Source organism: Streptomyces sp. CC224B (assembly GCF_030010595.1).
In the GTDB taxonomy this organism is placed as follows: domain Bacteria; phylum Actinomycetota; class Actinomycetes; order Streptomycetales; family Streptomycetaceae; genus Streptomyces; species Streptomyces longispororuber.
This window is the reverse complement of the sequence record NZ_JASCXL010000059.1, coordinates 18,591-31,410: the sequence shown is the minus strand read 5'-3', so window position 1 is coordinate 31,410 and position 12,820 is coordinate 18,591. Positions and strand designations below refer to the sequence as shown.

Sequence of the window (12,820 nt, the reverse complement as noted above, 5' to 3'; positions counted from 1 at the left end):
CTCTTGATCCCGTGTTTCCGGCAACGGCGGGGTGGGGTTCGACAGGGGCACGGGGGGTGGCAGCGATGTTCTCGCGACGAGATTAGTCCGCACCACTGGGGGCGTTGACGGGGACCGGAGTTGAGGCGCCATCACGCAGGGATACCGGGCGGGGACGCACCGATAACCCGACACCGGAAGGTTTCGTGCACCACCGGTTCAATCAGGACACAAGGGCCTGCCCCATGGGGGGTGGACAGCCCCTCCTGCACAAGGCGACGCGCCTGTCGACCCTCATGCCAGTGGGAAACGTCACACTTTCAACCGGGTGTGTGCTCTGGGCTTTTCGGCCACCCGGCTGGTTCCCCACAGCCGGGGGTGCCCCGGCCGCCCCTCAGGCGCGGGCCGCCGGGGTGGTCATCAGGCTGCGCAGGAAGTCCAGGTCGACGTGTTCGAGGGAGGGCACGACGGTGCGGCCCGCGGCCGGGGCGATGGGCGCGACGGACGGCACGGCCACCACGCGGCAGCCGGCGGCCTCGGCGGCGGCCACGCCGGTGGCGGTGTCCTCGACGACGGCGCAGCGGGCCGGGTCGGCGCCGAGGCCGGAGGCGGCGAGCAGGTACGGCTCGGGGTGGGGCTTGGTGCGGGCCACCTCGTCGCCGGCGACGGTCAGGGCGAAGTGGTGGGCGCCGAGGGAGTCCAGGACGCGGTCGATGATGCGCCGGTGCGAGGCGGAGACGAGGGCGGTGGGCACCTCGTGGGTGGAGAGTTCCGCGAGCAGCCGGGCGGCGCCGGGCATCAGCGGCAGGGAGCGGCTGATGCGGTCCTCGAAGCCGTCGTTGAGCAGGACGGTGAGTTCGGGGAGGGTGATGTCGGCGCCGGTGGCCTCGATGAGGAAGCCGGCGCTGCGCGTCATGGGGCCGCCGACGACGACGTCGCGCCAGGACTCGTCGAGGGTGTGGCCGAGCGCGGCGAACACCTCGACCTCGGCGTCCCACCAGAAGCCCTCGGTGTCCACGAGCGTGCCGTCCATGTCGAGGAGAACGGCCTGCAGGGCGGAGCCTTCGGCCGGTGGGGCCTCCCCCGCTCGGGCGGAGCCGAGAGCTTGGGGTTGGGCGCCGCGCGCGGGGACCGTACTGGTCATCCGTACACCTCCATGAGGTCATGAGGTCCATGAGGGACGAGAAGGCCGGTCCCCCGCGGGGGACCGGCCTGAGAGCTGGACCGACCAGTGTACGACTGCCCGGCTGCGCGTGCCTCGGGATATCAGCGTGCGTTGAAGTACTTGGCTTCCGGGTGGTGGAGGACGATGGCGTCCGTGGACTGCTCGGGGTGGAGCTGGAACTCCTCGGAGAGCTGGACGCCGATGCGCTCGGGCCGGAGGAGTTCGGCGATCTTCGCGCGGTCCTCCAGGTCGGGGCAGGCGCCGTAGCCGAGCGAGAAGCGGGCGCCGCGGTACTTGAGCGCGAACATGTCCTCGACGTCGGCGGGGTCCTCGCCGCCGAAGCCGAGCTCGGCGCGCACGCGGGCGTGCCAGTACTCGGCGAGGGCCTCGGCCAACTGCACGGACAGGCCGTGCAGTTCGAGGTAGTCGCGGTAGGCGTCGGAGGCGAAGAGCTCGGCGGTGGCCTCGCCGATCTTCGAGCCGACGGTGACGACCTGGAGGCCGACGACGTCCTTCTCGCCGGACTCCTCGGGCCGGAAGAAGTCCGCGAGGCACAGGCGGCGGCCGCGGCGCTGGCGCGGGAAGGAGAAGCGGGTGCGCTCGTTGCCCTGCTCGTCGAGGATGATCAGGTCGTCGCCCTTGGAGACGCAGGGGAAGTAGCCGTACACGACGGCGGCTTCGAGCAGGCCCTTGGTCTGGAGGTCGTCGAGCAGCCCGCGCAGCCGGGGCCTGCCCTCGGTCTCGACCAGTTCCTCGTACGTGGGTCCGTCGCCGGTACGGGCCTGCTTCAGGCCCCACTGGCCCTTGAACAGGGCGCCCTCGTCGAGCCAGGAGGCGTACTCCTTGAGCTGGATGCCCTTGACGACGCGGGTGCCCCAGAACGGCGGCGCGGGCACGGGGTTGTCGGTGGCGACGTCGGAGCGGGCGGGGCCCTCGGGCTCCTTGACCTCGACCGCGGCCGTGTCGCGCTTGGGCACGCGGCGCTGCTTGAGCTCGGGCAGGGTGGCGCCGGGCACGCCGCGCTTGACGGCGATGAGGGCGTCCATCAGGCGCAGGCCCTCGAAGGCGTCGCGGGCGTAGCGGACCTCGCCCTCGTAGATCTCGTGGAGGTCCTGCTCGACGTAGGCGCGGGTGAGGGCGGCGCCGCCGAGGATGACCGGGTAGTCGGCGGCCATCTTGCGCTGGTTGAGCTCCTCCAGGTTCTCCTTCATGATCACGGTCGACTTGACCAGGAGGCCGGACATGCCGATGACGTCGGCCTTGTGCTCCTGGGCGGCGTCGAGGATCGCGGCCACGGGCTGCTTGATGCCGAGGTTGACCACGTTGTAGCCGTTGTTGGACAGGATGATGTCGACGAGGTTCTTGCCGATGTCGTGGACGTCGCCGCGCACGGTGGCGAGGACGATGGTGCCCTTGCCCGCCTCGTCGCCCTCGACCTTCTCCATGTGGGGTTCGAGGTGGGCGACGGCGGTCTTCATGACCTCGGCGGACTGGAGCACGAACGGGAGCTGCATCTGGCCGGAGCCGAACAGCTCGCCGACGACCTTCATGCCGTCCAGGAGGGTGTCGTTGACGATGTCGAGGGCCTTGCGGGTGGTCAGGGCCTCGTCGAGGTCGGCCTCCAGGCCGTTGCGCTCGCCGTCGATGATGCGGCGCTTGAGGCGCTCCTCCAGCGGCAGGGCGGCGAGTTCCTCGGCCTTGCCCGCCTTGAGGGACTTGGCGGTGGCGCCCTCGAACAGCGCCATCAGCTTCTGCAGCGGGTCGTAGCCCTCGGCGCGGCGGTCGTGGATGAGGTCGAGGGCGGTGGTGACCTCCTCCTCGCTGAAGCGGGCGATCGGCAGGATCTTGGAGGCGTGCACGATCGCCGAGTCGAGGCCCGCCTTGACGCACTCGTCGAGGAAGACGGAGTTCAGCAGGATGCGCGCGGCCGGGTTGAGGCCGAAGGAGATGTTGGACAGGCCGAGGGTGGTCTGCACGTCCGGGTGGCGCTTCTTCAGCTCCCGGATGGCCTCGATGGTGGCGATGCCGTCCTTGCGGGACTCCTCCTGGCCGGTGCAGATGGTGAAGGTCAGGGTGTCGATGAGGATGTCGCACTCGTGGATGCCCCAGTTACCGGTGAGGTCGGCGATCAGCCGCTCGGCGATCTCGACCTTCTTCTCCGGGGTGCGGGCCTGGCCCTCCTCGTCGATGGTGAGCGCGATGAGGGCGGCGCCGTGCTCCTGGGCGAGGCGGGTGACCTGCGCGAAGCGGGAGTCGGGGCCGTCGCCGTCCTCGTAGTTGACAGAGTTGATGACGGCGCGGCCGCCGAGCTTCTCCAGGCCCGCCCGGATGACGTCGACCTCGGTGGAGTCCAGGACGACGGGCAGCGTGGAGGCGGTGGCGAAGCGTCCGGCGAGCTCCTCCATGTCCGCCACGCCGTCGCGGCCCACGTAGTCGACGCAGAGGTCGAGCATGTGGGCGCCCTCGCGGATCTGGTCGCGGGCCATCTCCACGCAGTCGTCCCAGCGGCCCTCCAGCATGGCCTCGCGGAACTTCTTCGAGCCGTTGGCGTTGGTGCGCTCGCCGATCGCGAGGTACGACGTGTCCTGGCGGAACGGGACACTCTGGTAGAGGGAGGCGGCGCCCGGCTCGGGGCGCGGCTCGCGCGCGGCCGGGGTGAGCCCGCGCACCCGCTCGACGACCTGGCGCAGGTGCTCGGGCGTCGTGCCGCAGCAGCCGCCGACGAGGGAGAGGCCGTACTCGCGGACGAAGGTCTCCTGGGCGTCGGCCAGCTCGGGCGCGGTCAGCGGGTAGTGGGCGCCGTCCTTGCCGAGCACGGGCAGGCCGGCGTTGGGCATGCAGGCCAGCGGGACGCGGGAGTGGCGGGCGAGGTAGCGCAGGTGCTCGCTCATCTCGGCCGGGCCGGTCGCGCAGTTCAGGCCGATCATGTCGATGCCGAGGGGTTCCAGGGCGGTGAGCGCGGCGCCGATCTCCGAGCCGAGGAGCATGGTGCCGGTGGTCTCGACGGTGACGGAGCAGATCAGCGGCAGGTCCGCGCCGGTGGCCTCCAGGGCGCGGCGGGCGCCGAGCAGGGCGGCCTTGGTCTGGAGCAGGTCCTGGGTGGTCTCCACCAGGAGCGCGTCGGCGCCGCCGGAGATCATGCCCTCGGCGTTCTGCTGGTAGGCGTCGCGCAGCAGGGTGTAGGGGGCGTGGCCGAGGGTGGGCAGCTTGGTGCCGGGGCCCATGGAGCCGAGGACCCAGCGCTGCTGCCCGGTCTCGGCGGTGACCTCGTCGGCGACCTCGCGGGCGATGCGGGCGCCGGCCTCGGAGAGCTCGTAGACCCGGTCGGCGATGTCGTACTCGCCGAGCGCGGCGTGGTTCGCGCCGAAGGTGTTGGTCTCGACGCAGTCGACGCCCGCGGCGAAGTACTCCTGGTGCACGGAGCGGACGATGTCGGGGCGGGTGACGTTCAGGACCTCGTTGCAGCCTTCGAGGTTCTGGAAGTCGTCGAGGCTGGGGTCCTGGGCCTGGAGCATGGTGCCCATGGCGCCGTCGGCGACGACCACGCGGGTGGCGAGCGCGTGGCGGAGGGCGTCGGCCCGGCTCCCGGCGGAGGCGTCCGCCGCGGGGGCGGGGGCGTCCGTGGCGGGGACGGATGAGGAGGACGGCGACGAGGCCATGAATGAGCTCCCTGGAGTGCGACGGCTGTCGGCTTTGCGGCTTCCCACGGAAGGCGCACGCGGCCAGGGTAGCTGGCACAGGCTTTCTGGTGTGAGGACGTTCCAGAGGACGGACGGGTGGCCGGAAGTCGACGTCGGTCGGCCTGAACGCGATACCGGCGTGCGCATCCTTAGCCAGAGGTCGGCAACGACCGATAGTGTTCAGCATTGCCGAACGGCGACCCCGTTCGTCAGGTTGCCGCGGAACGGGTGCCCGGCACACAGGGGTGCGGGACACGGATGGAGGAAAGGGCTGCGATGGCACGCAACATCCAGTCGCTGGAACGGGCCGCGGCGATGCTGCGCCTGCTCGCCGGGGGCGAGCGGCGGCTCGGCCTCTCGGACATCGCCTCCTCCCTCGGGCTGGCCAAGGGTACGGCCCACGGCATCCTGCGCACGCTCCAGCAGGAGGGCTTCGTCGAGCAGGACGCGACCTCCGGGCGCTACCAGCTCGGCGCGGAGCTGCTGCGGCTCGGCAACAGCTACCTGGACGTGCACGAGCTGCGGGCCCGCGCCCTGGTGTGGGCCGACGACCTGGCCCGCTCCAGCGGTGAGAGCGTCTACCTGGGCGTGCTGCACCAGCAGGGCGTGCTGATCGTGCACCACGTCTTCCGGCCCGACGACAGCCGGCAGGTCCTGGAGGTCGGGGCGATGCAGCCGCTGCACTCCACGGCGCTCGGCAAGGTGCTCTCGGCGTACGACCCGGTGGCGCACAGCGAGGCCCTGGAGGCCGAGCGGAAGGCCTTCACCGACCGGACGACCTGCGCGCCGGAGGCGTTCGAGGCGGTCCTCGACCTCACGCGGGCGCGCGGGTACGCGACCGACGAGGAAGAGACCTGGGAGGGCATCGCCTCGGTGGCCGCGCCCATCCACGACCGGCGGCGGATGCCGGTGGGGGCCGTGGGCGTCACCGGCGCCGTGGAGCGGGTGTGCCCGGACGGGGAGCTGCGGCCCGAGCTGGTCGCGGCCGTGCGGGACTGCGCCCGGGCGGTCTCGCGGGACCTGGGCGCGAGCCGCTTCTAGGCCGCGTCGGCGGCTTCCCGCGGGGTGCTTCCAGGCCGCGTCGGCGGCTTCCCGCGGGGCGCTTCCAGGCCGCGCCCGGCAGCTTCCGGCGGGGCGCTTCCGCCTGCGCGGGGCGCCTCTCACCCGCCCCTTCCCGAAACCAGGGGGCCGCGCCCCCTGGGGCCTCCTTTCCGGCGCTCCGCGCCTCGTCCTCGAACGCCGGACGGCCTGAGGTGACCCCCGCCCACCACGCGCACCGCTGTCGGCCCGCGGTGATAGGTCCAGTCGATCAATAACGATCGTGTTTTCAATTACAGAACTCTTGACGTGCCGGTAACCCCAGAGACAGACTCGCGTCCACCGGTCGGCATTGTCGAACAGCTAACGGCATTACGCGTTAGAGTGGGGCGAGCCAAGGGCCGGCAACGCTCTCACCTGAGGGCGCGGACCACCGGAGGGACCCGGGGTTCGGCTTTCCCCTGGACGAAGGACAAAGGAGTCGCGGGTGTCCAGCCACGACATCTTCCTCGGCGAGACCATCGGTACCGCCGTGCTCATCCTGCTGGGCGGTGGAGTCTGCGCCGCTGTCACGCTCAAGCGCTCGAAGGCCAAGGACGCCGGCTGGCTCGCCATCACCTTCGGGTGGGGCTTCGCGGTGCTCACGGCCGCCTACCTGGCCGGCGGCGTCTCGGGCGCCCACCTGAACCCGGCGGTCACCGTCGGCCTCGCCGTCGAGGGCGGCACCAAGTGGAACGACGTGCCGCTCTACCTGGCCTCGCAGCTCCTGGGCGCCATGATCGGTGCCGTACTGGTGTGGGCGACGTACTACGGGCAGTTCCAGGCCCACCTCACCGACCCCGAGGTCATCGCGGCGCAGCCCGCCGAGGAGGGCCTCGTCGACCAGAAGGCCGCGCCCAAGGCCGGTCCCGTGCTCGGCATCTTCTCCACCGGTCCGGAGATCCGGAACGTCGTGCAGAACCTCGTCACCGAGGTCATCGCCACGACCGTGCTCGTCCTGGCGATCCTCACCCAGGGCCTCAACGACGGGGGCAACGGCCTCGGCACCCTGGGCGCCCTGATCACCTCCCTCGTCGTGGTCGGCATCGGCCTCTCGCTCGGCGGCCCCACGGGGTACGCCATCAACCCGGTCCGCGACCTGGGCCCCCGCATCGTCCACGCCCTGCTCCCGCTCCCCAACAAGGGTGGCTCCGACTGGTCGTACGCGTGGATTCCCGTGGTCGGTCCGCTGTTCGGCGGCGCCCTCGCCGCCTGCATCTACAAGCTGTTCTGAGCGAACCCGCCGACCACCCGACCACGACGTACTTCAGGAGCACACCGTGACCGACGCACACACCGCAGGCGCCCCCTCCCACGCCGGGCCGTTCATCGCGGCCATCGACCAGGGCACCACGTCCAGCCGCTGCATCGTCTTCGACCGGGACGGCCGCATCGTCTCCGTCGACCAGAAGGAGCACGAGCAGATCTTCCCGAAGCCGGGCTGGGTGGAGCACGACGCCGCCGAGATCTGGGCCAACGTCCAGGAGGTCGTCGCCGGGGCCGTCTCCAAGGCCGGCATCACCCGCGACGACATCAAGGCCATCGGCATCACCAACCAGCGTGAGACCACGCTGCTGTGGGACAAGAACACCGGCGAGCCGGTGCACAACGCCATCGTCTGGCAGGACACCCGCACCGACGCCCTGTGCAGAGAGCTCGGCCGCAACGTCGGCCAGGACCGCTTCCGCCGCGAGACCGGCCTGCCGCTGGCGTCCTACTTCGCCGGGCCGAAGGCCCGCTGGCTGCTCGACAACGTCGAGGGCCTGCGCGAGCGCGCCGAGGCCGGCGACATCGTCTTCGGCACCATGGACTCCTGGGTCATCTGGAACCTGACGGGCGGCGTGAACGGCGGCAAGCACGTCACCGACGTCACCAACGCCTCCCGCACCATGCTGATGAACCTCCACAAGATGGAGTGGGACGAGCGCATCTGCGACTCCATCGGCGTGCCCATGCAGATGCTCCCGGAGATCCGTTCCTCCGCCGAGGTCTACGGCGAGGTCACCGGCGGCGCCCTCGGCGACCTGCTCGGCGGCATCCCCGTCGCCTCCGCGCTCGGCGACCAGCAGGCGGCCCTGTTCGGCCAGACCTGCTTCGCCGAGGGCGAGGCCAAGTCCACGTACGGCACCGGTACCTTCATGCTGATGAACACCGGCGAGAAGGCCATCAACTCGTACAGCGGACTGCTGACGACGGTCGGTTACCAGATCGGTGACGCCAAGCCCGTCTACGCCCTCGAAGGCTCCATCGCCGTCACCGGCTCGCTCGTCCAGTGGATGCGCGACCAGATGGGCCTCATCAAGTCCGCCGCCGAGATCGAGACGCTGGCCTCCAGCGTCGAGGACAACGGCGGCGCCTACTTCGTCCCGGCCTTCTCCGGCCTGTTCGCCCCGTACTGGCGCTCCGACGCCCGCGGGGTGATCGCCGGTCTGACCCGGTACGTCACCAAGGCGCACATCGCGCGCGCCGTCCTGGAGGCCACCGCCTGGCAGACCCGCGAGATCACCGACGCCATGACGAAGGACTCCGGCGTCGAGCTCGCGGCCCTCAAGGTCGACGGCGGCATGACCTCCAACAACCTGCTGATGCAGACCCTCTCGGACTTCCTGGACGCGCCCGTGGTGCGCCCGATGGTCGCCGAGACGACCTGCCTCGGCGCCGCATACGCCGCCGGTCTCGCCGTCGGCTTCTGGTCCTCCACCGACGACCTGCGCGCCAACTGGCGCCGGGCCGCGGAGTGGACCCCCCGTATGGACGCGGACCTCCGCGCCCGTGAGTACAAGAACTGGCTCAAGGCCGTGGAGCGGACCATGGGCTGGCTCGAGGACGAGAGCTGACCACAGCTCGCCTGACGAGGAGCAATAACCATGACCACCCTAGACAGCGACCCCGTCGTCTCGGCACTCGGGACGCCGCCGGCCACCGGCGGCAACCCCAGCCGCGCCGAGACCCGGGAACGCCTTTCCAAGGCGGCGTACGACCTCCTGGTGATCGGTGGCGGCATCCTGGGCATCTCCACGGCCTGGCACGCCGCGCAGTCGGGTCTCAGGGTGGCCCTGGTGGACGCCGGTGACTTCGCCGGCGCCACCTCCTCCGCCTCCTCCAAGCTGCTCCACGGCGGTCTGCGCTACCTGCAGACCGGCGCGGTGAAGCTGGTCGCGGAGAACCACTTCGAGCGGCGTGCGGTGTCGCGCCAGGTGGCACCGCACCTCGCCAACCCGCTCACCTTCTACCTGCCGGTGTACAAGGGCGGCCCGCACGGCGCCGCCAAGCTCGGCGCGGGCGTGTTCGCCTACTCGGCGCTGTCCGCGTTCGGCGACGGCGTCGGCCACCTGCTCTCCCCCGCCAAGGCGGCGCAGGACGTGCCGGAGCTGCGCACCGACAACCTGAAGGCCGTGGCCGTGTACGGCGACGACCAGATGAACGACGCCCGCATGGCCCTGATGACGGTCCGCGCGGCCGTCGAGGCCGGTGCCGTCGTCCTCAACCACGCCGAGGTCACCGGGCTGCGCTTCACCAGCGGCCGGGTCACCGGCGCCGACCTCAAGGACCGCCTGTCCGGCGACGAGTTCGGCGTCAACGCGCGGCTCGTGCTGAACGCCACCGGCCCCTGGGTCGACCACCTGCGCGCCCTTGAGGACAAGAACGCGGCCCCCTCCATCCGCCTGTCCAAGGGCGCGCACCTCGTGCTCAAGCGCACCTCCCCCTGGAAGGCCGCGCTCGCCACGCCGATCGACAAGTACCGCATCACGTTCGCCCTGCCGTGGGAGGACATGCTGCTGCTCGGCACGACCGACGAGGAGTACGAGGGCGACCCGCGCGAGGTCTCGGTCAACGAGAAGGACGTCACGCAGATCCTGGACGAGGCCGCGTTCTCGATCCGGGACCAGCAGCTCTCCCGCGACCTGATCACGTACTCCTTCGCGGGTCTGCGGGTGCTGCCCGGCGGCCCCGGCGACACCTCGAAGGCCAAGCGCGAGACGGTCGTCACCGAGGGCCGCGGCGGCATGCTGTCGGTCGCGGGCGGCAAGTGGACGACGTTCCGCCACATAGGCCGCACCATCATGAAGAAGCTGGAGTCGCTGCCGGGCCACCCGCTGGGCGACGACTACGAGCCGATCTCCACGCTGCCGAAGAAGCTGCCGCTGCCCGGCATCGCCAACCCGCGCGCGGTCGCCCACCGCCTGCTGGTCGACGGCCCGGCGCCCGGCCCGCGGATGGCGCCGGACACCGCCCGCCACCTGGCGACGCACTACGGCTCGCTCTCCTTCGACATCGCCCGCCTGGCGAACGAGAACCCGGAGCTCGCCGAGCGCGTCCACCCGGACGCCCCGGAGATCTGGGCGCAGGTCGTCTACGCGCGCGACCACGAGTGGGCCGAGACGGCCGACGACGTGCTGCGCCGGCGGACCACGCTGACGATCCGCGGCCTGGCGACGGACGAGATCCGCGGCAAGGTCGAGGACCTGCTGGAGAAGAAGGGCTGACGCCACACCGGTCGGTCAGTGGTAAGGGGCGGTCGCCACTGCGGCCGCCCCTTACGCGTGCTCCCGGAGGGACCGGGACGTGCGCTTGGAAGGGACCGGTGCGAGCGCGTTGACGGGACCGGTACGAGTGCTCCGAAGGGGCCGGGACGTGTCTCCGAAGGGCCCCGGTGCGGGGCGGGTGCCGGGCTCCCGGCACACTTCCGCGCGTAGCCCCGACACCCTTGGAGCCTCGGAGGAGCACGCTTGTGACGACCACCGCCACCCCTCTCCCCCTCACCGGAGTCCCCTGGACCGGCCTTCCCCCGTACGCCGTCGTCGTCGGCGACCCCGCCCGCGCCTCGGCCGTCGCCGCGCTCCTGGAGGACGCGAAGGAGGTGGCGTACCGCCGCGAGTACCGCACCTTCACCGGCACCTGGCGGGGGCTGCCCGTCGTCGTCTCCTCGCACGGCGTGGGCGCGTCCGGGGCGCTGCTGCTCTTCCAGGAGCTGGCGCAGGCCGGTGTGACGCACCTCATCCGGCTCGGCACGGCCGGCGCGATCCGGCGCGGCATCGCGGACGGCGACCTGGTGATCGCCGACGCGGCGGTGCGCGACGACGGCGTGACGCAGCAGCTCATCCCCGCCGAGTACCCGGCGTTCGCGGCCCCGGAGGCGGTCCTCGCCCTCCAGCGCACGGCCCGCGCCGCGGGCGCCCCGCACCACCGGGGCGTGGTGTGGACCCGGGCCGCGTTCCAGCCGGGCTTCCTGCCGCTGCCCGTCGAGGCGTACGAGCGGGCGGGAATCGCGGCCATCGAGATGGAGTTGAGCGCCCTGTACGTGTTCGCCGCGACGCGCGGCCTGATCGCGGGCGGCGCGCTCGTCGTGGACGGCGCGAACGCCGACGAGTTGGTCGACGAGGAGGCGACCGGCGGCTACGACCCGCACCGTACGGTCGTCGCCGACGGAGTCGCCCGCGGCGCACGGATAACCTTGGACGCGCTGCGCCTGCTGGCCACCGACGTCCCCGCGCAGGCCGGGTAGCCCCCCGGGTCCCGCGCCCCCCCGCCCACGCCCGCACCACCCCTGGAGACACGCACCGCATGCTTCCCGTCGACCTCCTCGTCCACGGCGGCGACGTCCTGACCGTCGACGCGCCCGGCACCGTCGTGACCGACGGGGCCGTCGCCGTGCGCGCCGGCGAGATCGTGGCCGTCGGCCCGGCCGCGCGGCTGCGCGCGGAGTACGCCGCGGCCGAGGAGATCGACGCGCGCGGCTGTCTCGTCCTGCCGGGGCTCGTCAACACGCACACGCACCTGGCGATGACGCTGCTGCGCGGCAGCGCCGACGACGTCACGCTCCAGGGCTTCCTGGAGCGCGTCATCCCGCGCGAGGCGGCGCTGCTGTCCCCGGAGGCGGTGGCGGTGGGCACCCGGGCGGCGATCGCGGAGTCGGTGCGCGGCGGGGTCACGACCGCGCTCGACATGTACTGGTTCCACGAGGCCGCCGCGGAGGTGGCCCGCGAGGCCGGGTGGCGGCTGCTCACCGGCCCGACCTTCATGGACGTGCCCGAGCCGCCGGACGGCCGCCCCTACGCGGAGCGGCTGAGTTGGGCGGGCGACTGGCTGGCCCGGCACATCCCCGCGCCGGGCACCCGGCCCGTCCTGTTCGCGCACTCCGCGTACACCCTGGCGCCCGATCAGCTCGCGGCCGTCACCGCGCTGGCCCGGGCCCACGGCGCGCTGCTGCACCTGCACGCCGCCGAGAACGCGGCCGAGGTCGCCACGGTCGTCGAGCGGCACGGCATGCGCCCCGTGGAACTGCTCGACTCGCTCGGCGTGCTCGGCCCGGACACGCTGCTCGCGCACGCCGTGGAGCTGACCGACGGGGAGATCGCGGCGCTCGCCCGCACGGGCACGGCGGTCGCCCACTGCCCGGCCTCGAACCTCAAGCTGGGCTGCGGCATCGCCCGCGTACCGGAACTCCTCGACGCGGGCGTCACGGTGGGCCTCGGCACGGACGGCGCCGTGAGTTCCAACACCCTGGACGTGCTCGGCGCGGTCCGGCTCGCGGCGCTCGTGCACAAGGCGGGCGGCGACCCCACCGCCGTCGGCGCCGAGCAGGCCGTGCGGATGGCGACCGTCGAATCCGCGCGGGCGCTCGGCCTCGGCGACCTGCTCGGCTCCCTGGAGCCGGGCAAGCGCGCCGACCTGATCGTGCTCGACCTCGCCCGGCCGCACCTGGCGCCGCGCCACGACCCGTACTCCACGCTCGCGTACGCCGCCACCGCCGCCGACGTGCGCGACACCGTCGTCGACGGACGCGTCCTGATGCGCGAGCGCGCCCTGCTCACCCTCGACGAGGCGGGCGCGGTCGCCGCCCTGGACGCCGCCGTGGCCCCGGCCGCGCCGGCGCACCTGCCATGACGGCGCCCTCGACGCGACGGCACCGTCCGTG

Annotated in this window: 8 protein-coding genes; 6 read left to right on the top strand and 2 right to left on the bottom strand. The window is 72.2% G+C overall.

Annotation, left to right across the window (positions count from 1 at the left end):
• Positions 1–373: 373 nt before the first annotated feature.
• Together QK440_RS23195 and metH are read right to left on the bottom strand one after the other, a co-directional pair.
• Complete coding sequence (locus tag QK440_RS23195; protein ID WP_282795109.1) at positions 374–1,123, bottom strand: HAD family phosphatase; 750 nt, start codon at positions 1,121–1,123, stop codon at positions 374–376.
• Between the two features lie 122 nt (positions 1,124–1,245).
• The gene (metH, locus tag QK440_RS23190; protein WP_282795108.1) at positions 1,246–4,803 is read right to left on the bottom strand and encodes a methionine synthase; all 3,558 of its coding nucleotides are present in this window, start codon (positions 4,801–4,803) and stop codon (positions 1,246–1,248) included.
• Between the two features lie 297 nt (positions 4,804–5,100).
• Here metH and QK440_RS23185 point away from each other — a divergent pair, with 297 nt between their 5' ends.
• The 6 genes from QK440_RS23185 to QK440_RS23160 all read left to right on the top strand — a co-directional run bounded on the left by QK440_RS23185 (position 5,101) and on the right by QK440_RS23160 (position 12,789).
• Positions 5,101–5,865: an IclR family transcriptional regulator gene (locus tag QK440_RS23185; RefSeq protein WP_282795107.1), complete on the top strand. Its 765-nt coding sequence runs from the start codon at positions 5,101–5,103 to the stop codon at positions 5,863–5,865.
• 484 nt (positions 5,866–6,349) lie between these two features.
• Positions 6,350–7,135, top strand: coding sequence for an MIP/aquaporin family protein (locus QK440_RS23180; protein ID WP_282795106.1), 786 nt, complete (start codon positions 6,350–6,352; stop codon positions 7,133–7,135).
• A gap of 46 nt (positions 7,136–7,181) precedes the next feature.
• Positions 7,182–8,738 (top strand): glycerol kinase GlpK, encoded by a 1,557-nt coding sequence (gene glpK, locus QK440_RS23175; RefSeq protein ID WP_282795105.1) that lies wholly within the window; start codon positions 7,182–7,184, stop codon positions 8,736–8,738.
• 30 nt (positions 8,739–8,768) lie between these two features.
• A complete protein-coding gene (locus QK440_RS23170; RefSeq protein WP_282795104.1) occupies positions 8,769–10,388 on the top strand; it encodes a glycerol-3-phosphate dehydrogenase/oxidase in 1,620 nt (539 codons plus the stop codon).
• A gap of 245 nt (positions 10,389–10,633) precedes the next feature.
• On the top strand, positions 10,634–11,407 hold the full coding sequence (locus QK440_RS23165) for a nucleoside phosphorylase (protein WP_282795103.1): 774 nt from the start codon (positions 10,634–10,636) through the stop codon (positions 11,405–11,407).
• A gap of 59 nt (positions 11,408–11,466) precedes the next feature.
• Positions 11,467–12,789, top strand: a complete 1,323-nt coding sequence (locus tag QK440_RS23160) for an amidohydrolase (protein WP_282795102.1) — start codon at positions 11,467–11,469, stop codon at positions 12,787–12,789.
• Positions 12,790–12,820 lie beyond the last annotated feature (31 nt).

Excerpts from the sequence above, each read along its gene's own strand:
- metH (WP_282795108.1), bottom strand. The coding sequence starts at position 4,803 with ATGGCCTCGTCGCCGTCCTCCTCATCCGTCCCCGCCACGGACGCCCCC.
- QK440_RS23195 (WP_282795109.1), bottom strand. The coding sequence starts at position 1,123 with ATGACCAGTACGGTCCCCGCGCGCGGCGCCCAACCCCAAGCTCTCGGC.
- QK440_RS23160 (WP_282795102.1), top strand. The coding sequence starts at position 11,467 with ATGCTTCCCGTCGACCTCCTCGTCCACGGCGGCGACGTCCTGACCGTC.
- QK440_RS23170 (WP_282795104.1), top strand. The coding sequence starts at position 8,769 with ATGACCACCCTAGACAGCGACCCCGTCGTCTCGGCACTCGGGACGCCG.
- QK440_RS23185 (WP_282795107.1), top strand. The coding sequence starts at position 5,101 with ATGGCACGCAACATCCAGTCGCTGGAACGGGCCGCGGCGATGCTGCGC.